This window comes from Paraburkholderia polaris, assembly GCF_012927345.1.
Lineage (GTDB): Bacteria > Pseudomonadota > Gammaproteobacteria > Burkholderiales > Burkholderiaceae > Paraburkholderia > Paraburkholderia polaris.
Map to the genome: position 1 here is coordinate 37,363 of NZ_JABBGJ010000004.1, position 25,511 is coordinate 62,873.

A 25,511-nucleotide genomic window follows, 5' to 3' on the forward strand; every position below is an offset into this window, starting at 1 on the left:
GCGTTTGACATGAGACCGATTCTAGAAACAAGCGTAAAATAATCAAAACCAATTGTTTTGATAGAAATATTTGCAAAACTTATCTAGCCCATGGACCGTTTCCCGGATGTGAAGATCGCGCAGTTGCGGCATTTCGTTTCCGTCATCGAGCATGGCGGCTTCAAGGCCGCAGCGAAGGCCGTGTTCCGCAGCCAGCCCGCGCTGTCGCTATCCATAAAGGAACTGGAAGCCGCGCTCGGCGCGCCGCTCTTTGAAAAGGGCAGCCATGCGACGCCAACACCGTTCGGCTCCGTGTTCTATGGCGAAGCGAGGAAGCTCGTCGAGCATTACGAACGCACGATCGCCGCGGCCATTGACGTCGCGCGGGTGCGTGGCGGCCGCGTGCGGGTTGCCGCTGTGCCGTCGATCGCCCACGAATTACTGCCGCGCGCGATCAGCCGCTTCACCGCGCGATATCCCGGCATCCAGCTTCACGTGGAAGACGGCACTGCCGCGTACATCCACGATCGGGTACGCTCCGGCGCGATCGATTTCGGCATCGCCGGCGAGCCGGAACTCGAAGCCGAACTGAGCTTCACGCCACTGATTGCAGACGTGATGTGCGTGGTCGTGAATGCCAGACACGCGCTGTTCAAACAACGCCGCATCGAATGGAGCGACCTGTCCGGGTACCGGATGATCGGCAACGGCACGATGCGCGCCCTGCCTGCCGCGGTGCGCGAAGCCGCGGCCGAGCAGGACGAGATTTTCATCGCCAACACCACCACGCTGCTGGCCGCGGTCGAGGGCGGAGTCGGGCTCACGGTATTGCCCTATCTCGCGAAGCAGCGTTACCGCGACACGCTGCGATTCATTCCGCTCGATGCACCGCGAATCGAACGCACAGTGGGTTTTGTCGAACTTGCGGGACGCTCGCTCAGCCCGGCGGCAGACGCTCTGAGAGCGAGCTTCGTTGAGGACCTCGACGCGTCGCAGTTTCCTGAATTGGTACGTCGGCTGCTTCCTGACTCGGACAGGTAGTCCTGATCCGAGGGCGACTAGAGACGCACAAACGCGTTTCTGGAACGCGCATCCGGGTTGTCAGCCGCATATTCCAGGGTACCGACTATTAGCACGCGGTGGCGTGTTGCACCGTCGTGCAATGAACCACCGACCAATGGCTTTCATCCGTGAGTCCCGTGCTGCCGCCAATGCCGACCGGACGACGTTGAGGCCTGAAATGGAGGTCGACTCTCGAAAAATCGTGCTTCGCCGGTGCTGCGGGTAACGGCGAGGCAGCCGCTATCGCACGTTGCACCGCAGTGTCCCACGCCTGATTGCCGCTGGAGTGCAGCGGCGCGACCGAATCGACCGACCCGTCAGCGTTGAGCCGGATAGAAACAATCGCCTCCGGGTTGTCGGGGACGCTGCGTAAATCGACGGACAGATTGCTTGCCAACGCACAACCCACGTAGCGGTGCCATTGCAATCCGGTTAAGTGATCGAGCGTTGGAGTCGGCTCCCCGCTGCCTGCCGCGCGTGCCAGACAGCGGCTTGTTACGTCGGCAGCCGATGGTAGCGTGGGAGCGTTTTCGCTTTGCGGGCCGGTCGTCGTGCATGCTGCCAACAGACACAGCGCGAATGAGGCAAAAGCAGGCAGCCAGCGATTGTCGTTATTCATATGCGGTTCCACTTGTCAGCCATTCTGGATGCCTGTTTGCGATTCCTGGCGATCTGCGCGCCGATGTCGAATGTTGCAAGCCGGCCGGGCAAATCCGGACGCGATTGTATTCCGCGCCTTTATGCCGAAGCGAATCGGACTGCATGGCAGCATATCAGCGAGAGACCAAACCGACACGGGCATATGTTTCCAGACCTGCAGGCGGACGCCCCAACGTCTTCGTGCATGGCTTTGACACGGGCTGCCAAAGCCGACGAATCTGTGTAAGCTCATCTTCGCTCTTATCGTCAGGGATTACGCGCCAATGCCCTCTTCCATCCGCAATTCGCTCGTCTGGATCTTCGATGCGTTCGAGCGCGATTCAACCTATATTCGCAAGCGAATGTTCGGCAGCGATGCCGCCTATATCGACGGCCTGTTGTGTCTGATTGCCGCCGATCGCGACAAACCGTGGAATGGTTTGCTGGTATGCACGTCGCATGATCGCCATGCCGCGCTCATCGATGAACTGCCCGCATTGCGTCCACATCCGGTGCTCGGAAAATGGCTTTATGTACCGCAAGATGATCCGGCATTTGAAACGGTTGTAGAAAGAATGACGGCGCTCGTGCTCGCGCGTGACCCGCGCGTGGGTGTCGAGCCGAAGCCACGCAAACGGGGCGGAAAATCCACGTTGCCAAAGATATAAAGTACCCACTCTCACCTCATCAAACTTTGACCGCCTCTCGACGTACGCTTAAGGCAGCTTTGCCTCGAACGTCGACGCGCATCCCGAGCACCCGAAATGGACGACAATTTTCTGCCGTCCGCGAGATCACGCGGCTTTCATGCGCACGTCGCGTATCGGATAGCTGCTGCCTGCAAAAGGAATCGGACGGACTATCCACGCCGTAACCGGTCAGATCACCTTACCCGGATTCAGGATGCCGTTCGGGTCGAGCGCCGCCTTGATTGCCGTCATCGCCGCCAGCTCTTCGGGCGAGCGCGAGACGGCCAGAAATTCTCGCTTGAGCAGACCAATGCCGTGCTCCGCGGACACAGAGCCTCCATACGGTTTCAGCATGTCATAAACAAACGCGTAAATCGTGTGATGCGAAACATCCGGCACCGATCGCCCGTCGACCGTGAGGTGCAGGTTTGAATCGCCAATGTGGCCGAAGAAATAGGACTCGTTGGCCGGCCATTTTTCGTCGAGCGCGGCACGGCAACGGTCGACAAATTCACCCAGCACCCCTGTGGGCAGGCTAACGTCGAAATTCACCGGATCCAGTTTCACCGGAAACTCTGCGGTGCATTCGCGGATCGCCCAAAGCGCCTCTGCGTCACTAACCGATTGCGCAATCACCGCATCCAGAATCACGCCCTCCTCAAGCAGTTCACCAAGCACGGCAGAAAATGACTCACCGTCATCGGCGGCGTCAAAGCTCGCGTGTTCCACCAGCGCATAGAGCGGGTAGGCCTCGGCGAACGGCGAACGTCCGCTCGCGGTAAGCGAGACCCCAAAACGGAAGAAGTCAGGCCACATCAGTTCGAACGCGCTGATATCGCTCCCAAACTGGGCCGACAGCCGTCGCAGCAGATCCACCGCCTTGTCGTAGGCGTCGAACGCGACGAGGACCGTGTGCCGTGCGGCGCGTTGCGGCCTTAACCGCAGCACGGCGCGCGTAATGACCCCCAGCGTGCCTTCTGAGCCGATGAACAGGTGCTTGAGATCGTAGCCGGTGTTGTTCTTCACCATCTTGTTCATCGAACTGAGGACAGCACCGCTCGCCAGCACGACCTCGAGTCCGAGCACCTGCTCGCGCGCGGTACCCGACTGGATCACCCGGTTGCCCCCGGCATTGGTCGCCAGATTGCCGCCGATCTGGCAGGAACCGCGCGCCCCCAGATCCAATGCCAGTTCGAAACCCGCTTCGAACGCAGCCTCCTGGGCGGTTTGCAAGGTCGTGCCGGCCAGCATGGTCATCGTCGCCGAGGCGGTGTCGATCTCTTCAATCCCGGCCATCCGGTCAAGCGACAGTGCAATATCCGATGCCCGGGGAATGGCTCCCCCGGACAGTCCGGTCATGCCGCCTTGCGGAACCACCGTCCGACGCGCTTCATTGCAGATAGCCAGCGCCCGCGCGACCTGCTGCACGGTACGCGGCAGAAGCAACGCAGCGGGCCGCGTCGCAGCATGCTTTGTCCAATCCGTCATTGACCGTTCGCCGATCGCCGCGCCCACCCGCACACCATCTTCGCCAAGCACTTCACGTAGCGCCGCGAGCGTGTCATCAAAGGACGCGTTGTTCATACCGCCACTCCCGCGTACGTCTCCGGCCGGGCCGCAATGGCGACGCGTCCAGGGGAGGTGATAAGAAAACCATCTGAAAGTTGACTCGAAAGGGACATGTAAACACTCCTGAGGGGGTTTTCGGTTGTTTTGACAAGCTGTATATACCGCATAAATATAAACCGCAACCATGGGTAAACGATGTTGAAAAACCGGGAGTTTTTCAAAAAAACGCGGTATATACTGCGTCACATCGAACCGGCCGGCGCCGACGGTGCGACCCCTACAGCGTTTTTCTATCCCTCAGGAGAAATCCCATGAACAAGGTGGCAGGCTGGAAGAGTTGTGCGGTGACGTTGGCGTTGTGCGCGGCAAGCCTGTGCGCTCACGCGGACGACCTGGCCAACGTGCGCAAAGCCGGCGAACTGGTGGTCGGCACGGAGATGCAGTTCGCGCCATTCGACTTTCTGGAGAACGGGCAGCAGGCCGGCTTCAACAAGGATCTGTTCGCCGAAATTGGCAAGGAACTGGGCGTGAAGGTACGCTTCATCGACCTGCCGTGGCCGAGCGTGCTGCCCGGACTGGAAGCGCACAAATTCGACATGGTCGGCGGCCCATTGACCGTAACGAAGGCGCGCGCGGACCGCTACGCCTATACCCTTCCGATCGCCGACGCGACCGATGCGCTGCTCAAGCGCACCGGCGACACCTCCCTCAAACAATCGTCGGATATCGCCGGCAAAACGGTTGGTGCGGGCAAGAGCACGGCACAGTACGAACAGCTGAAAGTCTGGGCTGCGACATTGCCCAAGCCGCCTGAAATCCGCGAGTACGTCGACTTTAATCAGGCTTACTCCGATCTCGCCGCTGGACGCATCGTCGCCGTGGCGAACTCGGTGACCAATATCGCCTATGTCGCCAAACAGCGACCGGACACGTTCGCTGTCATGCAACCGTCGTTCGGCGCGAAGGTCTACTACGCCTACTGCATGCGCAAGGATGAGGACAGCAAGACGCTGCTTGACGCGTTCGACGGCGCGCTCGTCAAGATGAACAAAGACGGACGTCTCGCGGCCTTGCAGAAGAAGTGGCTTGGCGTCGCAATGGACACGCCGAGCTCGCTGCCCACACCGAACTATTGAGCGAGCCAATCCGGTCTTCACGCGTGTGCGGTGCAGAGCCAACCGCACACGCCTGCTTGATCTTTTCGCCCCCTATTTCCGACGCTCCCCGCCATGTTCAGCCCGATTGTGTTTGCGCAAGCGCTCCCCCTGTTGCTCAAGGCGGCCATTGCAACCGTGGGAATCTCGCTCGCCGGTCTCGTGATCGGCTTTTTCCTGGCGCTCGGCGTATGCGCCGCACGGCTTTCCGCCCACCCCGTCACGCGCGCATGTGGAGGAACCTACGTGTTCTTTTTCCGTGGCGTACCGCTGCTCGTGCAACTGCTTCTGGTGTATTACCTGCTGCCCTTTGTGGGCATCAACGTGCCCCCGCTCGTTGCGGCAATCAGCGCGGTCTCGCTGTGTTCCGCCTCGTACGTCGCGGAGATCCTCCGTGGCGGCTTTCTGAGCATTCCGCCCGGTCAGATGGAAGCCGCCCGCATGCTGGGCATCCGTCCGTTCGACATGCTGCGGCGCGTCCAGGTGCCACAGGCGTTCCGCCTCACGCTGCCCTCGCTCGCAAACGAGATGGTGCTGCTGATCAAGGCATCGTCGCTGATCTCCGTTGTCGGCGTTGCTGAAATCACTCGCACCGCGCAGAACATCGCCGCCGGGACCTATCGGCCACTTGAAGCGTATCTGGCTGCCGGCCTGATCTATTTCGTGATCAACGGCACGCTTGCAGCGCTTGCTCATCTGGCCGAACACCGGCTACACGCATGAGGCCATACGATGAAACAGTTCGATCCCACCGTCATCACGCACAACCTTCAACCGATACTCTCGGGTCTCGCCTACACCATCGGCACATGGACTGCGGGCGTCCTCATCGGCATCGCTGTAGGCTTCATGATTGCGGTCCTGCAATTGTTCGGCAACCGCTGGTTACGTGCACTGCTGCGTGCGTATGTCGAGTTCTTCCGCGGCACGCCGTTTCTCATCCAGCTCTTTCTGCTCTACTACGGCGGTCCATCGTTCGGTCTGACGCTCGAGCCGATGACGGCGGGTGTCATCGGGCTTGGTCTCTATAGCAGCGCCTATTTTGCAGAGGCATTCCGCTCGGGATTCCGCTCAGTCCCGAAGGGCCATCTCGAAGCGGCGCAATGTCTCGGCTTGTCCCGCCTGCAAACGGTATGGCGCGTTCAGCTCCCGCAAATGCTCGTGCTGATCGTGCCCGCACTCACCAATCTCACCATCGTGTTGAGCAAGGAAACCGCCGTCCTCTCGATCGTCACCGTACCCGAACTCACCTTCGTACTGACGGGGATCGGCTCAGCGACGTTCGCCTTTATGGAAACGCTGCTCGTGCTGTGCGTCTGCTACCTCGTATTGGTCGAAACGACGTCACGCGCCGGCGCATGGGCAGAGACACGTCTTGCCCGTTTTTACGCCTGACAGGGATTCCCAGCCATGAATGCCATTACTGATATGCCTACCAGTCCTATCCCGAACGCCACGCCTACCACGCGCCAGCCCCTGATCCAGGTGCGTGAGCTCGGCAAGCAGTATGGCGAAAATGAAGTGTTACGCGGCGTCGACCTCGAAATCGACAAATCCGAAGTGGTCTGCGTCATCGGACCGTCAGGATCGGGCAAGAGCACCCTGTTGCGCTGTGTCGCGGCGCTCGAAACCTATGACCGGGGCGAGGTGCTGATCGAAGGCGAACTGCTCGGCTATGTCGAACGCAACGGTCGCCGCACGCGGGCCTCGCAGGGCGAGATCAACCGGGTGCGGCGCAACGTCGGCATGGTGTTCCAGCAATTCAACCTGTGGCCGCACATGAGCGCGCTCGGCAACGTCATCGAAGCCCTGCAGCGCGTGCGCGGCCAGTCGCGCGATGAAGCGAAGCGGCGCGGCATGGCGATGCTGGAGACCGTGGGTCTTGCACACAAGGCCGACGCTTACCCGGCCAAACTCTCGGGTGGCCAGCAGCAACGCGTCGCCATCGCACGCGCGCTGGCGATGGAACCGCACATCATGCTCTTCGACGAGCCCACTTCGGCGCTCGATCCCGAACTGGTCGGCGAGGTGTTGCAGGTCATGAAACAGCTCGCGCGCGACGGTATGACGATGATGGTGGTCACCCATGAAATGGGCTTCGCCGCCCAGGTCGCCGATAAGGTCGTATTCATCGACCAGGGACGCATCGCCGTCCAGGGGTCACCGCACGAGGTCTTTCATGATGCAGCCCAGCCGCGCCTGCGGCAGTTCCTGCAAAACTACTTTGATCGCAACGCGTTCTGGACGCGAAGCAACGATACGGAGCCAGCATGACCCCTACCGATGCGCTCATTGACGCCCTTCGTCCCGAAGTGCGCGCATTGCCCACCTATAACGCGGGGTTGTCCGCGGGACATGTGCGCGAGCAGTTCGGCGTGACACGCATCGCCAAACTCGCCAGCAACGAAAATCCGTACGGTGCCAGCGCACGCGTGGCCGATGCGCTGGCGCAGGCGCTGGCCGACGGCGTCGCTGTTTATCCCGACCCGACCTGTGGTGGGTTGCGGGCCGCACTGGCGGCCCGTCTTCCCGTCGATGCCGGACAACTGGTGTTCGGCAACGGCTCCGAGGAACTCCTGTCCGTGGCGGCGCACACGTTTCTCGCACCCGGCGACGAGGTGGTCACCGTCGTGCCGTCGTTCGGACTGCACGTCATCTGCCCGCAAAGCGTTGGCGCTACCGTGACGACCGTTCCGATGCGTGGCCTCGAATTTGACGTCGACGCACTCTGCGCTGCGCTCACGCCCCGCACCCGGATGCTGCTGGTGAGCAACCCGTCCAATCCTGTCGGCTGCGCGATGGACGGCGCGCAGATCAGGCGCCTGCTGTCCTGTGTGTCGCCCGGCACGCTGGTCGTCTGGGACGAAGCGTATTACGAGTATGCCGTCGCCACGCCGGGTTATGCGGACTGCCTGGCGTTGCTGGCGGAATCCGGGTTGCCGTGGCTCGTGCTGCGGACGTTTTCCAAAGCGTATGGGCTTGCCGGATTACGGATCGGGTATGGCATCGCATCGGACTCGCGGCTCGCTGATCTGATGAACCGGGTGCGTACGCCATTCAATATCAATCATCTCGCTCAGTGTGCCGCGGTTGCAGCCCTCTCCGACCCGGAGCACGTTGCCGCCAGCGTTGCGCACGTGACGTGTGAACGCGAGGGGATGCGCGCATCCTTGCTCGCGCTCGGCTATAGCCCGGCGCGGTCCCGTGCGAATTTTCTGTTTTTCGACGCCTATGAGGACGCGGTCGCGCTGTCGCAGCGACTATTACATGAAGGTGTGATCGTCAAACCCTGGCGAGAAAAAGGCTACGCGAACTGCCTGCGCGTTTCGATCGGCAGCCGCGACGACAACGATCTGTTTATCGGGGCGCTTACCCGTCTGGGCGCAGTAGAGAGCAGAGGAACACAAATTGAAATCCACTGAACGTAACCCACGCTCCTCCATGAATGACGTAGCAAACCAGGCCGGTGCCGGGGGCCAACGCGGGGACAAACGCGGGGGCCAACACGGAGGCAGACGCGCGGTCCAGCGCGTCACCGCACCTGCGGTCACGGCCGAAGGGCCGGCCATCGCCCGTTATGAGCGCGTCAAGACCTATATCCGGACCACCATCGACGCGGGCACATGGCGATCGGGCGATCGCATTCCATCCGAGTTAAGTCTGGTTGAAACACTCGGCGTGTCGCGCATGACCGTGAATCGTGCCTTGCGTGAGTTGAGCGACGAAGGCCTGCTCACCCGGTTATCGGGTGTCGGCACGTTCGTCGCTGAGAGCAAACCGCAATCCACCCTGCTGATGATCGCCCATATTGGCGACGAAATCCGCTCGCGTGGTCATGAATACAGCTTCAGGACATTGTTGCAAAGACGGGAAACCGCGTCGGCCGTCGTGTCGAATGCGCTGGGACTTGAACCGGGCGCCTCGGTGTTCCACGTGATCTGCGTGCACCGGGAAAATGGTCTGCCGGTCCAGTTGGAAGATCGATATGTCAATCCTGCGGTGGCGCCGGCGTTTCTCGACCAGGACTTCAACAACGCACGCCCGTCCGCGTATCTGTACAGCACCGTGCCGCTGGATGAAATCGAACACGTCGTCGATGCGGGTCTTGTGACCGCAACTGAGGCGCAACTGCTGGAAATTTCCAATGGGGAACCCTGCCTCACGCTGGTGCGGCGTACGTGGACAGGAGGTGTCGCGGTCACTTTCGCCCGCTTCGTCCATCCGGGGTCGCGCTATCGGCTTGGTTGCCGCTTTACGCCCGATCTCGCCCAGCGACAAGGCTAGCGCTGCCGTGTTTTCTTCACTTGCTCATATCGGACAGTCATGAAACAGATCGACAACCTTATTACCCTCGTGCCTGGCAAGGTCCGGCTCGATCAGTTGCGCAGCGTGCTGCGCGACACCACACCAATTGAAATCGACGCTAGTGCGTTTCCATCAGTCGAACGCAGCCACGCAGTGGTCGATGATGTGATCGCCCGCGGCCAGGTGGTCTATGGAATCAACACCGGCTTCGGCAAGATGGCGCAAACCGTGATCCCACCGGACAAACTCGCCGAGTTGCAAAGGAATCTTGTGCTGTCGCATAGCGTCGGCACCGGCGCCCTCCTCGCCGACAGCACGGTGCGCCTCGTGATGACATTGAAGGCGATCAGTCTGGCTCGCGGTCATTCCGGCGTGCGCCCGGAAGCGATTCGCGCGCTCGTGCGACTGATCAACGCCGGTGTCTATCCCTGCATTCCGGCGAAGGGGTCGGTCGGCGCGTCGGGCGATCTGGCGCCGCTCGCGCATATGACTTCGATGTTGATCGGCGTCGGCGACGCACGCGTCGGTGGCGAACGCGTCAGCGCGCTCGAAGGCTTGCGCCACGCCGGATTGGAACCGCTGCAACTCGGCCCGAAGGAAGGGCTGGCCTTTCTCAATGGCACACAGGTCTCAACCGCGCTGGCACTAGTGGGCCTGTTCGCCGCGGAAGACGTGTTCGCGTCCGCCGTACTGGCCGGGGCGATGTCTCTTGAAGCGATCAAGGGCTCACTCGTGCCGTTCGATAGCCGCATTCACGCGGCGCGCGGACAACCTGGCCAGATCGACGTGGCAGCGGCTTACCGGGCGGTTCTTCAGGACAGCCCGATCGTGTCGTCACATCGCGACTGCGGGCGCGTGCAGGATCCCTATTCGATTCGCTGCCAGCCCCAGGTCATGGGCGCATGTCTGGATCAGTTACGCCACGCCGCCGAAGTCTTGCGCATCGAAGCGAATGCGGCCTCGGACAATCCCCTGGTCTTTGCAGACGAAGGCGACGTGCTGTCGGGTGGAAATTTCCACGCCGAGCCGGTCGCGATCGCAGCAGACGACATCGCGATTGCAATCGCCGAAATCGGCGCGCTGTCCGAACGACGCCTCGCCTTGCTGCTCGATTCAAATCTATCGGGCTTGCCGCCGTTCCTGGTCAGTGACGGGGGCCTTCACTCGGGGTTCATGATTGCGCAGGTCACGGCCGCGGCGCTTGCATCGGAAAACAAATCACTCGCCCATCCTGCCAGCGTCGACAGCCTGCCAACCTCCGCCAATCAGGAAGATCACGTGTCGATGGCGACGTTCGCCGCGCGGCGCCTCGGAGACATGGCGGAAAACACCGCCGTTGTGGTCGGCATCGAAGCGATGGCCGCGGCGCAAGGCATCGAGTTTCATCGCCCCCTGCGTTCGAGTGCGGCGCTCGAACGTGTGATCGGGAACATTCGCGAGAGCGTGGCCTTTTATGAAAAGGACCGCTTTTTCGCTGACGATATCGCAGCGATGAAAGCATGGGTGTCAGACTGCAAGGCGCCGGAAGACGTCACCACGCTGCTGCCAAGTCATCTGGCTGCTACGGTCTGATCGCGCGCGGCGGCGACGCATACCTGTCGTCGCCGCCGCGTTTTGGCGTAAAAACATGAAGGGAACATCCCATCCGTCAGGAATGTCATATGGAAGACACCCGCGCTTTCGGTTCACCCCCGCGGCGGCAATTGCAGGTGCGTGACAATGATCAATGCACGCGCTTCCTGCTCGTGTGGAGCGATTCCGGCGACGGAGCGGCCGTACTCGCAACCAGCCGGACTTCCAGTTGATCGAGCCGCGGATGCATCAGTTACCGGACATCCTGACTGCGGCGTGAGTCGCGAAGCGGGTCGCCTCAAAACCCGGCAAGTGCGAAACGCTCATCGCCAACTGCCCGCGCCTCTCTGAACCCAACTCAACATCAGTTCACCCCAGCCGACATGCGCCAAAGCATTGCGCATTTCTGAAACCGACCGGGGTGCGGCGCTACAAGGCGACCTTAGCCAATTCACCATAAGTGCGATGTAGCCACACCTTGACGCGTTGCCGCTCCAGCAGGCCCAAGCCAACGGCGGCGCGGTCGTGATGATTGATCGCTGCCCAGAAGCTTGCGCTTTGTCGATCGACCTTCTGCATCGTCGTGTCGGGCAGCCGGCGCAGGGTGATCACGCTCGCGCCGAGCGCTTCAGCACGCGCGCGTTCACCGGATGCGTCCAGAATCTCGAACCGGTCACCGCGAATTTCGTTCAATACGACCACGAGCTTGAGTCGTCCACCAAACTGGTCAAGCCACTGTCGCAGAAGATCGACCGAATCGCGTCCTGCGTCCATGACGTGCCACCAGGTCAGCGTTAGACCGTGCTCTTCGGCAAGACCGATGACGTCCGTGTCGTCCAGCCATTGTCCGATAGTCTGCTGCGTTTGGGCGGCAAGGTCGACCAGAACACGCCGCTGGGGATCTTCGACTGCATGTTCGATAATGGGATCGAGGCTGTCGTGTTGATCGAGTACTGCCGGAGCTGCAAAATCGGCATAGAAGCGCAACAAGGCACCATGCGATTTGTCGGTGTCAAAGCCGACAAACGGAATGCCCTTGTCGATAAAATGCTGGGCCAAAACGCGGGCGACCAGCGATTTTCCGACGCCGCCCTTCTCACCGCCGATAAAGTGAATGAAGCTCATCTGTGCAGATCCTTTGTCATGAAGCCAGCTGGGTTGAAAGCGAAAAATACCAGATTTCGGAGGCAAAACGGCACAGCAGTGTGGACAGCGGCGCGAGAAATCCGGTCTGGCGCAATTGGTCGAGTGCGAGCCGGAATGCTTCGATCGTTTGCGAGTCGCACGCGATCAGCGATTGCAGATAGGCTTCGTAGCACGCACAGCATGCAACCCAGATCGCGAAACCAAAACGCGATGAAATCTGCCTCGGAAGAACGAGACCGCGCTGGGCCGTCGCAGACTCGCCGGTGAAAAATCGCGGAGACAAATTCGAAGGAAATCGTAATGCCTCGCCGAGTGCCCGACAAGCGGGACCATCCCATGATGCCCGACTACGATGACGAACAATTGAACACCGTTGCGCGTTTTTTCTCTGCGTGCTATCCCGCGGTCTCATTGGTTCGCCCGCCATGCGCGATCGAGCCGGTAGATGGTCATCGAGCCAACTTTGTACGGCGTGACTTCCGCAGGCTTGCCGTCACAGCCGGCAATGGAGTCGGTTACTGCTGCGCGAACGCCCACCGGAAAAATTCCACACGATTCGCGCAGCCACATAAAGACAATATCAATCGCTAGTTCACGTGTGAAATAGCCCAATATTGGTCCGCCATAGCGTTACTGCATGACTGCGGTTTACTTCCCCGCGTTGACGAGCGCCTTCGGTACTGCGTGTTGCTGCAAACCCCATTTCGCGAGGATCTTCTGGTACGTTCCGTCGGCGACCAACTGATTGAATGCGGCGGTCAGCGCGGTGGTCAGCGCCGCATTGTCTTTCGACATGCCGATTGCCGTGTACTGCGACAGGAACGGCTGGCCGATCGGCGCATACGCGTTCTGCTCCACCGAGTTCTGGTACGGCAAGGTTTCTCCGCCCTGCACTGCCGCATCGATGCGGTTCTGCCGCAATTGCATCCGCGCATCGGACGAGCCGTCCGTGCCCACCACCTTGATTGCCGGCTTGCCTGCCTTCACGCAGTGCTCACCGCTCCAGTTCGCGATGTCGTTCGGGAACGAGGTACGCCGGCTCGTGCCGACCACCTTGCCACACAGCGCGTCCGTCGAGGCGAACTCGCCGGCGCGGGCTTTCACCGTGTAGAACTGCGGGCCGGTAGTGATGTAATCGAGGAAGTTCACCGACTCGCGGCGTGCCGGCAGATCGGTCATGCCCGACAGGATCACGTCGACACGCTTCGTGGTCAGTGCGCTCATCATCTGGTCGAAGCTGGTTTCCTGCCATTCAAGCTTGACGCCGAGCTTCGCGGCGAGCGCTTCACCGAGATCGACGTCGAAGCCCATCAGCTTGTCGGTGGCCGGGTCCTTGTATTCGAACGGCGGATAGTTCGGCACGATCGCCGCGACGAGCGTGCTCTTGCCAATGGACGGGATGGGCGGCGCAGCAGATTGCGCATGAGAAAGCGGCGCATGCAATGCAACAACGCCAACGACCAGGGTGCACCACTCACGCACACGAAGGGACGCGTTCATAGAAACTCGCTTGTTAGAAGAATCTGGAGAGCGGGTCCGCACAGCGACCCGCGGTTGTGATCAGGAGAGCACGGCCGAGATGAAATCCTGCGTGCGTTTATGCTTTGGCTGCCCGAGCACCTGATCGGGCGTGCCGGTTTCCACCACCTGCCCCTGATCCATGAAGACCACCCGGTTGGCCACCTCGCGTGCAAAACCGAGTTCATGCGTCACCACGATCATCGTCATGCCGCTTTGCGCCAGGTCCCGCATCACGGCCAGCACCTCGCCCACGAGTTCAGGATCCAGCGCCGAGGTCGGCTCGTCGAACAGCATCAGTTGCGGATGCATCGCCAGTGCACGTGCAATCGCCACCCGTTGCTGCTGTCCACCGGACAGTTCCACCGGGAACGCATCGCACTTGTGACCGAGCCCTACCCGCTTCAGCAACGCACGAGCCTCTTGTTCCGCCTCCGCGCGCCGCCGCTTGAGAACCTGCACCGGGCCTTCGATCACGTTCTCCAGTGCCGTCTTGTGCGGGAACAGATTGAATTTCTGGAACACCATGCTCGTTGCCAGACGCTGACGCGCCACTTGCCGCTCCGAGAGTTCGTGCAAGCGGTTGCCCACGCGCCGGTAGCCCGCCAGTTCGCCGTTCACCCACAGTGCTCCGTCGTTGATCTTCTCCAACTGATTGATACACCGCAGGAACGTGCTCTTACCCGAGCCCGACGGCCCGATTACGCATAGCACCTCGCCTTTGGCCACATCCAGCGTGATGCCCTGCAGCGCCTTGAACTCGCCATATGACTTGCGCACGTCGACCGCGCGAACGATTGAATTCATTTCGGCTCCTTGTCCTGTCGTCACCGGCGCCTTCATTGCCGACCCGATGCACGTCCCGCACCGCGGGCGTAATGCCGCTCCACCCGTGACTGCGCGAACGACAACACCGTCACCACTACCAGATACCAGACCCCGGCCACCATCAGCAGCTCGATCACCCGTGCATTCGCGTAGTAGATGTTCTCCGCGTTGTGCAGCATCTCCGCGTACTGGATCACGCTCGCCAGCGACGTCAGCTTCACCATCCCGACCAGCTCGTTGCCGATGGGCGGCACGATCACCCGCATCGCCTGCGGCAGAATCACCCGGCGCAGCGCCTGCAGCCGCGGCATGCCGATCGACTTGGCCGCTTCATACTGGCCCGTATCCACCGACAGCAGCCCCGCACGCACTACTTCCGATGTGTATGCTCCCTGGTTGATCCCCAGACCCAACAACGCCGCGAGGAAAGGCGTCATCACGTCGACCGTGCGGAATTCGAACAGCCCCGGGATCCCCGTCGACGGAAACACCAGTGCCAGGTTGAACCACAGCAGCAGTTGCAGGATCACCGGCGTGCCGCGAAACAGCCACACATAGCCTTGCGCGACCGCCTGCAGCACCGGGTTGGGCGACAGTCGCATGATCGCAGTGATCACGCCGAGCAGCACACCCAGCGCCATTGCCAGCAGCGTCATCACGATCGTGTTGACGAGGCCCGTCAGGATCGAACGCGCCGTCAGGAACCGCGCTACGTAACGCCATTCGATCTGGCCGTGCGCGAACGCCAGCACCACATACCCAATCAGCGCGATGATCGCCGCCGAGGCCACATAACGGCCCCAGTAGCGGCGCCGCACATGCTCCAGATGCGAAATGTCGCTGATGTCGTCGCTCATCGCGGCCACCTGTTTATGAGCCTCGGCGGGCAGTCCCGCCTGATCGTTGGAAACGCTTACCATGTTGGCCCCCTGTAGTCTGCCGCCCACGCGCTCTGCCGGTCGATCGCCGCACGCAGCCGCGTAATCTGCTCTTCAACGCGAGCCGGCGCGGTGCCGCCGTAGCCGCTGCGCGCGGCCACTGCCGCTTCGAGCGTCACGTGCTCGAGCACCGACGCCTCCAGCCGCGCATCCACCTGCGCCAACGTCGCCACCGACACCTCTCCCAGCTCGATGCCCTGCTCTTCACACGCCCTCACCAGGGCGCCCGTGATCTCGTGCGCTTCGCTGAACGGAATACCGCGCAGCGCGAGCCAGTCGGCCACCTCCGTGGCGAGCGTAAAACCCAGCGGCGCCTGGCGGCGCATCTCGCCCACGTTCACCTGCATCGTGCGGATCATGCCCGCCATGGCCGGCAACACCAGTTCCAGCGTGTCGATGCTGTCGAACGCGGCGATCTTGTCTTCCGCGAGATCACGGTTGTACGCGAGCGGCAACGACTTCAACGTCGCCAGCAAGCCGCCCAGATTGCCGATCAATCGCCCTGCCTTGCCGCGCGTAAGCTCCGCGATATCCGAGTTCTTCTTCTGCGGCATGATCGAGCTGCCCGTCGCGTAGCCATCGTCCAGCACGACCCAGCCGAACTGCCGCGTCGTCCACAGGATCACTTCCTCCGACAGCCGCGACAGGTTCACCGACAGCATGCTCGCAATGAACACGAACTCCGCCACGTGATCGCGCGAGGCGACCGCGTCGATCGAGTTCTCGCACGGCGCGTCATAGCCCAGCTCCGCTGCCGACAGCTCTGGGCGCACACAGATCGCCGAGCCCGCCAACGCCGCCGCGCCCAGCGGCGAGCGCGCGCTGCGCCGGTCCCAGTCCACCAGACGATCGACGTCGCGGTAAATCGACTGCGCGTGCGCCAGCAGGTGATGCGCGAACACGACCGGCTGCGCCGGCTGCAGATGGGTAAAGCCCGCCGTCACGCTGCGAGTGTGCGCATTGGCCTGTTCGATCAATGCATTCTGCAAATCGATCACCGCGTGCGCCAGGGTGCGAGCCTTGTCGCGCAGGAAAAGACGCAGGTCGTTGGCCGCCTGGTCGTTGCGCGAGCGGCCCGCGCGCAGCTTGCCGCCGGTGGCGCCCAAACGTTGCGTCAATTCGCGTTCGAGAAACGTGTGCAGGTCCTCGTCATCCTGCGAAGGTCCGATTTCGCCTGCAAGGTACTGTGCTTGCAGCCGGTCCATTTCGCCCAGCAGTTGCTGCAGTTCTTCCTCGGTCAGGATCTGTGCGCGGCGCAGTTCCTGCGCATGCGCGCGGGAACCGGCCAGATCGTAAGGCGCGAGCCGGAAGAAGCTCGGGTCCGAACGCGACAGCGCCTTGAGCGCCGCCGACGGCCCCGACTTGAAACGCCCGCCCCACAACCGCTCGGTCGGTTCAGAAATATTCATCGCTGCCAGCCCTCAGTTAAGTTGGCTCCACTGTACGTATCCAGTTTTTCTTCTTGTAGCGAGAATTAAATTCCGTTCAAATGAAATTTTTCTCAGCATCTCTTCCCGCATGCGAAACCGTCTGCCACCACTCAACCCGCTCCGTGCATTCGAGGCCGCCGCGCGGCGCTCGAGCGTGGCCGGCGCCGCGCTGGAATTGCACGTCACCGCCAGCGCGGTCAGTCATCAGATCCGCATTCTCGAAGAAGCACTTGGCGTGACGCTTTTCGTCCGATCAAAGGCGCGCGTGAAGCTGACGCGCGAAGGCGAAGCTCTGCTGCAGCCCGTCAAAAGCGCCTTCGACATGATCGCTAACGCCGTGGTCAAACTGGACTCACCCGAGATGGCCGGCGATCTCGTCGTGTCCACGCCGTTGCTGTTCACGTCGCGCTGGATGGCCCGGCACATCGGCGAGTTTCTCGACCAGTACCCGGCGATCAATCTGAAAGTGATCCCCTCCAACGACGACCGCGAGGTGTATTCGCCCGATGTCGACGTATGCGTACGCTACGGAGAGGGCCGCTGGCGCGATCGTCACGTCACGCTGATTACGCATCCCGCGCTGTTTCCGGTCGTCAGTCCCGCTTTGATGAACGGACCCAACGCGATCCGCGAGGTCGAGGACCTCGCGGGAAAAGCGCTGTTTTGCGAGCACTCGGGATCATGGATGCGATGGCTCGCGCATGCGTCGGCCGACAAGCTCGAAGGCATCAGGATTCTGGAGATCGGCAACGCGCATATCGGCATCGAAGCGGCGGTTCACGGTCAGGGTGTGGCGCTCGGCGACAGTTTCTCGGTGCGGGACGACCTTGTGGACGGCACGCTGATCCGGCCGTTCAGCATCACGGTGCCGTCGAGACACGCGTATTACCTGGTGTCCCGGCAAGAGTTGTCCGATACTCCACTGGTGTCGGCGTTCGCCATGTGGCTAAGCGAGAACGTGGCGTGACTCAGGTGCGTCAATGGTCTTTCGAACCGTTCATCGTGACCTGATGGACCGCGCTCGCCTGGACATCAGGCGCGTCGTCTGCGGGGACAGACAGGCGCCTGACACAAGCTGGATTTCGTGTATCCACATTCGCGGAGCCAGCGTCAGTTCTCCTGTTTGAACTCGTCCGTCAGAATCCGAAGCCTGCGAAGCTTGTCGTACAAGGTCGGCTTGGGCAAACCAAGCGCCTTGGAAGCAAGCGTCACGTCACCATGATTGCGTCTCAACGCCTCGGTGATCATGGCGCGCTCGAAATGCTCGACCTGTTGCGGCAAGCCGCAGAGCATTTCGCGAACGTCGGTTGTCGAGGTCAGACGATCCCCGAGCAAGCCCAGTACGAACCGGTCGGCTACGTTTCGTAGTTCGCGCACATTGCCGGGCCAGGCGTAGGCCATCAGCTCGCTTAGCTGCGAACTGCCGACCACCGGCGCCGTGCGTCCGTAGCGACTCGCCGCAAGCAACGTGAAGTGCTCGAACAGCAGCGGAATATCCTCGCGTCTCTCACGCAAAGGCGGCAATTCAATGAACGCCACACCGATGCGATAGTACAGGTCCGAACGGAATTTCTGCTGATCGCTCAAAGCCCTCAGGTCATCTTTCGCAGCAGCGATCACGCGGCAATCGACGGGAATGGACTTGTTAGAGCCGATACGTTCGATGCTGCGTTCCTGCAGCGCGCGCAAGAACTTGATCTGCACGGCCATCGGCATGCTCTCGACCTCGTCAAGAAAGAGCGTGCCGCCTTGCGCATGCTCGAACTTACCAATGCGGCTGTGCGTCGCTCCAGTGAATGAGCCCACTTCGTGGCCAAACAGCTCGCTCTCGGCCAGCGCCTCAGACATGCCGCCACAGTTCAGCGGCACATAGTTGGCGCGGCGCCGGTCACTGTGATCGTGGAGGCACCGCGCGACCAGATCCTTGCCGGTACCCGTCTCGCCGTAGATGACCACATCGGCGGACGTACTCGCCAAGGTCAGAACCGTCGCGCGCACGTGCTGCATCTGCGCCGAACGCCCGAGCATCACCGCCTGGATACCATGTGAGCTCTCCAGTTGATCGCGCAACGCCTGCACCTGCAGTGTCAGATGACGTTTTTCAGCGGCACGCCGAACGACCGCGACCAGGTGATCCGAAGGGAAAGGCTTCTCGATGAAGTCGTAGGCGCCCTGCCGCATCGCCTGCACCGCCATCGCAATGTCGCCGTGGCCCGAAACAAGAATCACCGGGAGCTCCGCGTCGATGCTCCGGATCTCGTTCAACCATTCGGTGCCCGGCATGCCGGGCAGCTTGACGTCACATAGCACAACGGCCGGCACGCCGGCTCGAACGTGCGAACGGGCCTCCTCGACACTCGCAAAAGCATCGACCTCGAAGCCCGCCAACTCCAGAGCCTGCTGGCTACCCATGCGCACATCGGGCTCATCCTCCACGAAGATCACCCGAATGGCCTGTTTGTCACTCATCGACGTTTGTCTCCGTTGTTGCCGCAAGCGGCAATTCGATTGTGAAACATGCGCCCCCGCCGTCGATATTCCGGCCAAGCAGGCTGCCGCCCAGCTCGCGCACAATGTGCGCCGAGATCATCAGGCCCAGGCCCAGGCCAGCGCCGGCCATCTTGCTGGTCGTAAAGGGCTCAAATAGTCGCGGCAGAATGTCGGCACGTATGCCGGGGCCGGTGTCACTCACCTCGATCACACAGCGTGTTCCCGTCGCGTCAGCCACCCCCGCTTCGACATGCAGGTGCCGTCGCGGCGAGGCCGCCATGGCATCGATCGCATTGCCGAGCAGATTGACCAGCACCTGCTCCAGCCGCGCCTCTTCGGCCAGCGCGCGCAGTGTAGCTGGACGGACTCGCACTTCCAGCTCCACGTTATTGTCCAGAAGGCGTTGCGCCACCAGGGACTGCGCGCCGCCGATGATCTTGTTGACCGGTACGGGCACCCGGGTCGGGCTGCTTTTGTGGGCAAAGGCCTTGAGTTGATAGGTCAGGCGGCCAAGGCGATCCACCAGGTGCGCAATGCGCTGCAGATTGTTGCGCACGTCGTCCAGACGCGTCTTCTCCAGAAGGACACACGCGTTATCGGACAAGGTCCGCAAGGCAGCCAGCGGCTGATTGAGTTCGTGGACCATACCGGCCGACATCTGTCCCAGTGCCGCCATTTTGCCGGCATGAACCAGTTCGGTTTGCGTGACCCGCAGATCCGCCTCGATGGCCTTGCGCACTTCCACCTCGTCGCCGAGCTGGGTCACTGCGCTGCGCAACTCGGCCGTGCGTTCCGCAACTTTGGATTCGAGGCTGTCATGCGCGGCCTGCAGGGCGGCCTGCCCGTCGAGCCGGTGACGCAGCGCGCGCTGGCGTTGCACCAGCGTCGTTGCCAGCAGCAACAGGACTAAGGCCCCCAGCGCGGCAGTGACGGCCAGGTTGCGCGCGTTTGCAAGCACAGGCGCAATGTCGTCCAACACGATCAGGCGCCAGCCGTTCTGACCCAAGGGCCGCGTCGTCTCAAGCATGAGGCCGTCGCCGAGGCGTATTAGCGACGTGTCGGGCGCTAGCCACTGCGTCACGTGCCAATTCAGCGGAACCAGTGCGGCGCCCCCATACGGGCGTGTCGTGGCGATTTCCGCGCGTACCTGCGGGGTAAGCGGCGCCAGCGGCCTGAAGTTCCACTCGTCGCGCGACGACAGAATCACTACGCCGCGCTGGTCGACCAGAAGTACGCTGCCCGGAAGCTTGTTCCAACCCCGTTCGGTTTTCTCGAGATCTACCTTGACAGCGGCGATCCCGCTCATCCGGCCGTGGTGGTAAAGGGCATAGGAGAGATAGTATCCCGCCCGCTTGCTGGTGAAGCCCATGCCGTAGAAGCGCCCCCGGCCGTGCACCAGCGCGTCCTTCACATAGGGCCGAAATGAGAGATCCGCTCCGATCGGCGTACCGGGTTCATTCCAGTCGGATGCGGCCACGCCGACGCCCGCGAGGCTCAGCACGTAGAGACTGGATGCGCCGGCTGTTGCATTGACGCCCTGCAAATAACGATTGACCTCGTCACGCAAGCTGGCATTCCCCGGCGAAGCGAGCAACTCAAATACGCTGGGGATCATTTCGAGTAACGACGGCAGATAATCCAGGCGCGCGAGGTCACCTTGCAGTCCCGTGCCTACCATGTCGAGACGGTGCTGGGCCGCTTCGCGTAAGCGCGACACGCCAGCGTGCATGCCCACGGCATGCCCCGTCATCGCGGCGACGCCGATGAATAACAGAGCGGCACACCAGGTCAGCACGCGTCGTATGCCGCCCTGTTCATCGCGTCGCTCCATGCGCACCGGGTTCATAGGCCGACGGGCCAGCGCCCGCGCCGGATGGCGCCGCACTGACGCGGTCTGATCCCGGGCGTGAACGGGGTCACGATTGTGTCTCCTCTCAGGGGGCAGCCGGATACCGCTCGCGACGGGTGCCCCTGTGTGTGAAAGCCTGACTCAAGTCACTCGGCCGCGGCAGTAAGCACTCGCGCGTTGGCGCCTCGAAGAACGCGTCAACGCATACGGCACTTTCGCCCATGATACCTTCCTTCACGCGTGCAATGACGACGCCTCCCGCCTTGCCACCGCGTTGCGCCGATATAGCACCCAGGTGCCAATCAGGCCGCAGCAGGCGGCGAAGCTCATCCACAAGCCCGGAGCACCTTTGTTGCCGGTCACCTCGATCAGGACGGTGGAAACAACGGGGGTGAAACCGCCGAAAATCGCGGTTGCCAGACTGTAGGCCAGCGAGAAACCTGAAGTTCGCACATCGACCGGCATCACCTCGGTGAGCGCCACGACCATCGCGCCGTTGTAACTGCCGTACAGGAACGACAGCCACAGTTCGGCGATCAGCATCTTCAGGAAGGTCGGCTCAACTACCAGCCAGGCCATCACCGGATAAGCGGTGAGGATGGTCAGCACCGAAAAAATGATCAGCAGCGGCTTGCGTCCGACCCGGTCGGACAACCCTCCCATCACCGGCAGCCAGAACAGGTTCGACAAGCCGATGCAGAAGGTCACGGCGAGGCTGTCCCCTGCCGTCAACCTGAGCACGCTACGTCCGAAAGTCGGCGTGTACACGGTGATCAGGTAGAACGACACGGTGGTCATCACCACCAGCATCATGCCGGCGACCACGATGCTCCAGTTACGCACCATCGAGTGGAAAATTTCGCGCGCGTCCGGCCGGTGCTTGCGGGCCATGAACTCGTCGGTTTCCTGCAGCGAACGGCGGATCACGAAGATGAACGGCACAATCATGCAGCCAATAAAGAACGGAATTCGCCACCCCCAGGCCGCAATCGTTTCATGCGCCATGGTGGCATTGATGACGTAACCGATGAAGGCCGCAATGATGATCGCAACCTGCTGGCTAGCCGACTGCCAGCTCACATAAAAGCCCTTGCGGCCCGGGGTCGCCATTTCCGCGAGGTACACCGACACGCCCCCCAGTTCCACACCCGCTGAAAACCCCTGCAGGAGGCGTCCGATCAGCACCAGAAGTGGCGCCGCGAGGCCAATCGTCGCGTAGCCCGGCACAAAAGCCACCAGCACCGTCCCCGTCGCCATGATAGACAGCGTCGTGATGAGCCCCTGCCTGCGGCCCACCTTGTCGATATAGGCGCCCAAGACGATCGCGCCCACCGGCCGCATGATGAAACCCGCGCCGAAAGTGCCGAACGTCAGCATCAACGAAGCGAATTCGCTGTCCGCCGGGAAATAGGTTTTGGCGATATAGGTCGCGTAAAAACCAAACAGGAAAAAGTCGAACATCTCCAGGAAGTTACCGCTCGTCACCCGGATCACCATTCCGACTTTGGATTGTGTTGCGCTTGCGTTCGACATTCTCGCGTCTCCAGAATCTGTGTCTCATGTTGGATCGACATGGCCAACGCCTGGCCATGTCGATCCGGGCATCCGGCCGCGCGCGCTCAAGCGACGAACTGGCACTGTGATGCCGGCGTACGGGTGTCCATGTTGCGGCCGCGGTTCATGTGGTCATCGACCTCGGCGGCGCAACCGAGCATGCGCGGGTACAGGAAGATCGTGAAGGCCGCTGTCTCCAGCGCGGCGCTGTCATATTCGCCGCGGCGGTAGGGTTGCCACAGCATCTTCAGCAACAGCGCGGCGATGACCGCATCGACGTTCACGCAGTAAATGTTGCGCGATACACCGGCCTCGAACAGCGTCTCCACGAGGGTGCCGTAGAAGTCGTGAAAGACGTTGTATTCGTGATGCTCGGCCATCAGCTTGCGGATGAAAACCTCGCGCGGATCATGATTGACCGGTTTGTCCTTGAACACCGGGTGATTGACGCCAGGAATCTTCTGGATGTCCAGGCTGCCGCTGTTCTTCTTATTCGACTTGTAGCGGGCATAGGCCTCGACATACTTCAACGCCAGCGCCTTCAGATCGATACCGTGATTGGGGTTGCCCGGATCGGTCAGGCCTGTATCCTTGAACTGCTCGATCAGGAAAGCGATGCCCTCGTAGCCGTTGCCACCGTGTGTGTAACCCGTGTGGGTGAGAAAACCGACCAGTCCCTTGTTGAGCTGGACCCGCTCCGGGTCCTCCGGGCCATCGGCCGAGACCGCACCCTTGGCACCCTGGGCGGAGATCGTGCCTGGGCCGTTGGACAGAAGCAGTCCCACCAGCACCTGAAACGAGAGCAGGTCGGCCGGCGTCGGCGTCATACCAAGCAGGGCGGCAAAGGCTACCTCACTGATCGGCCGCTGCTGCAGGATCTCTGCTGTCGGGATACCGCAAAAACTGTCCGGCCGATGTTGTTCGGCGGATACCGAGGCGCCAATCAACGCGCCGAACAGCCGCATCCACCACGGCAGGCTTTCGGCCGTCAGTCGCGAGACGCGCTTGCGCATCAGCGGTCCCCACGCGAGCGTGGTGGTGATCGCGGCGAGCACGGCGTCGGCTGTAGGATGACCGGGCAAGGTTTCCAGGTAGCGCACGAAGATCGACTTCACGCCGCGTGCGCGCAGACCCGCGAGCATTGCCTCAGCGCGGGCATCGGGATCGGCGCCAACGAAGAGCGCCGGTTCGTCGATCTTGATGCGGTCCGTATCGAAGTTTTCGTCCAGCGCGTCGCTCACGCCGGCAGCGACGAAGCTATCGATCAGCACGCGCGCTGCATTGCGCGCCTGACCCTGGCTACGCGGCCCGAGAATGCTGGCCGCGGCAGCCAGCACGCTGTTGGGGGCATTGCCACCTTCGCGCGCCGCTTGCGCCGCAGCCAGCGCCGGGTGGCCGTACAGGTTGAGACCGGCGCCGATCGCCACATTGATCAAACGCTGATCATTCGCGCCGCCGGGTTCGTGCAGCAACGCAAGGCTGACGTTCGCTTCCAGCGGATATTGCGCGGCGTCGAGCATTGAGACGCCGTGCAGGCTGGTGACCTGGGTCCTCGCGTCCATCTGCGAGGCGCCCGAAGCGTCCTTCAGCGTCTGCCGCGGCGGCACCGCGCCGATCTGCTGATTGAGCGCCGCGATCTGTTCGTTGTAGGGGGCCGCTGCGGCAACGACGGGCAAGTCGATCTCGGGCGACAAGGTCAAGCCGTGGTTTGCGCCGAACCATGGCTTCAGGGCAAGGCTGCCCTCGGATTCGAAGTCGGGACGGCAGGCATTCTCGCGCATCACTGCAGTCAGGGCGGCAGGAATGTGGGCGATGTTGGTGACCAACGCGCCCTTGGCCGAAAACACCGGACGCTCGGGCGTGAAGATACCGTCAACGCCGAACTTTTCCATGAACCAGCCTTCCTTGCTGAGCGCGTCGTCGGCGCCGCCGGCCATCGCGCCCGCATGCCCAACTGAGCGGGTCAGCCGGGACTTCCAGCGGCCCACCACGCAAGCCACGACAGGCTTGGTGAAGTTGGCGTCCAGCTCATAATAGCCGCCAGGCTCGACGTAGAGCACGGCGGCCTTGCTGCGAGCGTCGTTGGACAGCGCAAACGCGAACTCAGGGGCCGCAAAATGAATATAGACGTCCTTGCCGCTGGAAATCGATGTCGTCGTGCCCCATCCGGCCATGCGCAGATAGGTTGCGATGGTCGTGGTGAAGTTGCCCGAGTTGGAGAAGATCGCAATCGAGCCACGACGCAGTGCTTCCTCCGGATGGTCGCCGCCCAGTGCACCGCCGATGCGCACCTGGTTCCACGTATCGGCTACGCCCAGACTGTTGCCGCCGAATATATCGATGCCGTTGGCCTGCCCCATCGCGCGGATTTCGCGCGAATCGTGTACGGCAAGCTTCTCGGTGACGATGAAAATCTTCTTGAGTTCCGGATTGACCCGGATCAGTTCGGCCACGCCGTCACGCGCCGCCGCGGGCGGCAGGTAGATCACGCCGCAATTAAAGCGGTGGCCGTCGTTGATGCCTTCCAGCACGTTGTTGTAAACCGGCACGTTGCCCAGCGCGGTCTCCAGCACCTGGCCGCGCTTACCCGGCGCGGTGCCGAACACCACATTGCCGCCCGAATAGGCATGGCCCACCGGCGTCACGTCGCTCGACTCGCCGCCCAGGATATTGAGCACGCAGACGCGGTCCTCCCGGGTAGCCACCTGAGCGAGGGAACTGGTCCCGACGAAATATTTGAAATCGCCTACGCCTTGTTTGTACATGACACTCTCCTTGTCTGTGATGGC

General features: G+C 61.8%; 23 protein-coding genes. 10 read left to right on the forward strand and 13 right to left on the reverse strand.

Going from position 1 to position 25,511, the window contains the following annotated elements:
* The first annotated feature begins 90 nt into the window (after positions 1-90).
* A complete protein-coding gene (locus HHL24_RS04115) occupies positions 91-1,020 on the forward strand; it encodes a LysR family transcriptional regulator (protein WP_169484136.1) in 930 nt (309 codons plus the stop codon).
* A gap of 88 nt (positions 1,021-1,108) precedes the next feature.
* On the opposite strand, the gene HHL24_RS04120 is transcribed toward HHL24_RS04115, so the two are convergent.
* Positions 1,109-1,660 carry a TonB family protein gene (locus HHL24_RS04120; protein ID WP_169484138.1) on the reverse strand — a complete coding sequence of 184 codons (552 nt, stop codon included), beginning with the start codon at positions 1,658-1,660 and terminating at the stop codon, positions 1,109-1,111.
* A 304-nt stretch (positions 1,661-1,964) separates the two neighbouring features.
* Between HHL24_RS04120 and HHL24_RS04125 the strand changes: the two genes are divergently transcribed.
* Complete coding sequence (locus HHL24_RS04125; RefSeq protein WP_169484140.1) at positions 1,965-2,348, forward strand: hypothetical protein; 384 nt, start codon at positions 1,965-1,967, stop codon at positions 2,346-2,348.
* Between the two features lie 210 nt (positions 2,349-2,558).
* On the opposite strand, the gene HHL24_RS04130 is transcribed toward HHL24_RS04125, so the two are convergent.
* Positions 2,559-3,953: an FAD-binding oxidoreductase gene (locus HHL24_RS04130; protein WP_169484418.1), complete on the reverse strand. Its 1,395-nt coding sequence runs from the start codon at positions 3,951-3,953 to the stop codon at positions 2,559-2,561.
* A gap of 296 nt (positions 3,954-4,249) precedes the next feature.
* Here HHL24_RS04130 and HHL24_RS04135 point away from each other — a divergent pair, with 296 nt between their 5' ends.
* From HHL24_RS04135 to hutH, 7 genes are all read left to right on the forward strand, one after another.
* Entirely contained in the window at positions 4,250-5,074 is an 825-nt protein-coding gene (locus tag HHL24_RS04135) for a transporter substrate-binding domain-containing protein (RefSeq protein WP_169484141.1), read from the forward strand.
* 93 nt (positions 5,075-5,167) lie between these two features.
* Positions 5,168-5,815 carry an amino acid ABC transporter permease gene (locus HHL24_RS04140; RefSeq protein WP_169484143.1) on the forward strand — a complete coding sequence of 216 codons (648 nt, stop codon included), beginning with the start codon at positions 5,168-5,170 and terminating at the stop codon, positions 5,813-5,815.
* Positions 5,816-5,824: 9 nt separating this feature from the next.
* Positions 5,825-6,487, forward strand: coding sequence for an amino acid ABC transporter permease (locus HHL24_RS04145; RefSeq protein WP_169484145.1), 663 nt, complete (start codon positions 5,825-5,827; stop codon positions 6,485-6,487).
* 15 nt (positions 6,488-6,502) lie between these two features.
* Positions 6,503-7,366 carry an amino acid ABC transporter ATP-binding protein gene (locus tag HHL24_RS04150; RefSeq protein WP_169484147.1) on the forward strand — a complete coding sequence of 288 codons (864 nt, stop codon included), beginning with the start codon at positions 6,503-6,505 and terminating at the stop codon, positions 7,364-7,366.
* Positions 7,363-8,514 carry a histidinol-phosphate transaminase gene (gene hisC, locus HHL24_RS04155; RefSeq protein WP_169484148.1) on the forward strand — a complete coding sequence of 384 codons (1,152 nt, stop codon included), beginning with the start codon at positions 7,363-7,365 and terminating at the stop codon, positions 8,512-8,514. Before HHL24_RS04150 ends, hisC begins: the two co-directional genes overlap by 4 nt.
* 19 nt (positions 8,515-8,533) lie before the next feature.
* Positions 8,534-9,376: a histidine utilization repressor gene (gene hutC / locus HHL24_RS04160; RefSeq protein ID WP_169484150.1), complete on the forward strand. Its 843-nt coding sequence runs from the start codon at positions 8,534-8,536 to the stop codon at positions 9,374-9,376.
* Positions 9,377-9,415: 39 nt separating this feature from the next.
* Positions 9,416-10,969, forward strand: a complete 1,554-nt coding sequence (gene hutH / locus HHL24_RS04165; RefSeq protein WP_169484151.1) for a histidine ammonia-lyase — start codon at positions 9,416-9,418, stop codon at positions 10,967-10,969.
* A 429-nt stretch (positions 10,970-11,398) separates the two neighbouring features.
* Here the strand turns inward: hutH and HHL24_RS04170 are convergent, their stop codons facing one another.
* The 7 genes from HHL24_RS04170 to argH all read right to left on the reverse strand — a co-directional run bounded on the left by HHL24_RS04170 (position 11,399) and on the right by argH (position 16,808).
* Entirely contained in the window at positions 11,399-12,094 is a 696-nt protein-coding gene (locus HHL24_RS04170) for a P-loop NTPase family protein (RefSeq protein ID WP_169484153.1), read from the reverse strand.
* 16 nt (positions 12,095-12,110) lie between these two features.
* Complete coding sequence (locus HHL24_RS04175; RefSeq protein WP_169484154.1) at positions 12,111-12,398, reverse strand: hypothetical protein; 288 nt, start codon at positions 12,396-12,398, stop codon at positions 12,111-12,113.
* 125 nt (positions 12,399-12,523) lie between these two features.
* Positions 12,524-12,727 (reverse strand): hypothetical protein, encoded by a 204-nt coding sequence (locus HHL24_RS04180; protein ID WP_169484156.1) that lies wholly within the window; start codon positions 12,725-12,727, stop codon positions 12,524-12,526.
* Positions 12,728-12,763: 36 nt separating this feature from the next.
* Positions 12,764-13,615 carry an ABC transporter substrate-binding protein gene (locus tag HHL24_RS04185; protein WP_169484158.1) on the reverse strand — a complete coding sequence of 284 codons (852 nt, stop codon included), beginning with the start codon at positions 13,613-13,615 and terminating at the stop codon, positions 12,764-12,766.
* 60 nt (positions 13,616-13,675) lie between these two features.
* Entirely contained in the window at positions 13,676-14,440 is a 765-nt protein-coding gene (locus HHL24_RS04190) for an amino acid ABC transporter ATP-binding protein (RefSeq protein ID WP_169484160.1), read from the reverse strand.
* 32 nt (positions 14,441-14,472) lie between these two features.
* Positions 14,473-15,318: an amino acid ABC transporter permease gene (locus HHL24_RS04195; protein WP_169484420.1), complete on the reverse strand. Its 846-nt coding sequence runs from the start codon at positions 15,316-15,318 to the stop codon at positions 14,473-14,475.
* Between the two features lie 56 nt (positions 15,319-15,374).
* Entirely contained in the window at positions 15,375-16,808 is a 1,434-nt protein-coding gene (gene argH / locus HHL24_RS04200) for an argininosuccinate lyase (RefSeq protein WP_206002712.1), read from the reverse strand.
* Positions 16,809-16,917: 109 nt separating this feature from the next.
* Between argH and HHL24_RS04205 the strand changes: the two genes are divergently transcribed.
* Positions 16,918-17,796 (forward strand): LysR substrate-binding domain-containing protein, encoded by an 879-nt coding sequence (locus HHL24_RS04205; RefSeq protein ID WP_169484161.1) that lies wholly within the window; start codon positions 16,918-16,920, stop codon positions 17,794-17,796.
* A 143-nt stretch (positions 17,797-17,939) separates the two neighbouring features.
* Here the strand turns inward: HHL24_RS04205 and HHL24_RS04210 are convergent, their stop codons facing one another.
* The 4 genes from HHL24_RS04210 to HHL24_RS04225 form a co-directional block, all read right to left on the reverse strand.
* Complete coding sequence (locus tag HHL24_RS04210) at positions 17,940-19,298, reverse strand: sigma-54-dependent transcriptional regulator (RefSeq protein WP_169484162.1); 1,359 nt, start codon at positions 19,296-19,298, stop codon at positions 17,940-17,942.
* Positions 19,291-21,165, reverse strand: coding sequence for a sensor histidine kinase (locus tag HHL24_RS04215; RefSeq protein WP_169484163.1), 1,875 nt, complete (start codon positions 21,163-21,165; stop codon positions 19,291-19,293). The genes HHL24_RS04210 and HHL24_RS04215 overlap by 8 nt, the downstream gene beginning before the upstream one ends.
* A 237-nt stretch (positions 21,166-21,402) precedes the next feature.
* Positions 21,403-22,701: an MFS transporter gene (gene tcuC / locus HHL24_RS04220; protein ID WP_169484164.1), complete on the reverse strand. Its 1,299-nt coding sequence runs from the start codon at positions 22,699-22,701 to the stop codon at positions 21,403-21,405.
* An 86-nt stretch (positions 22,702-22,787) separates the two neighbouring features.
* Complete coding sequence (locus HHL24_RS04225; protein ID WP_169484165.1) at positions 22,788-25,487, reverse strand: CoA-binding protein; 2,700 nt, start codon at positions 25,485-25,487, stop codon at positions 22,788-22,790.
* Positions 25,488-25,511: the final 24 nt, after the last annotated feature.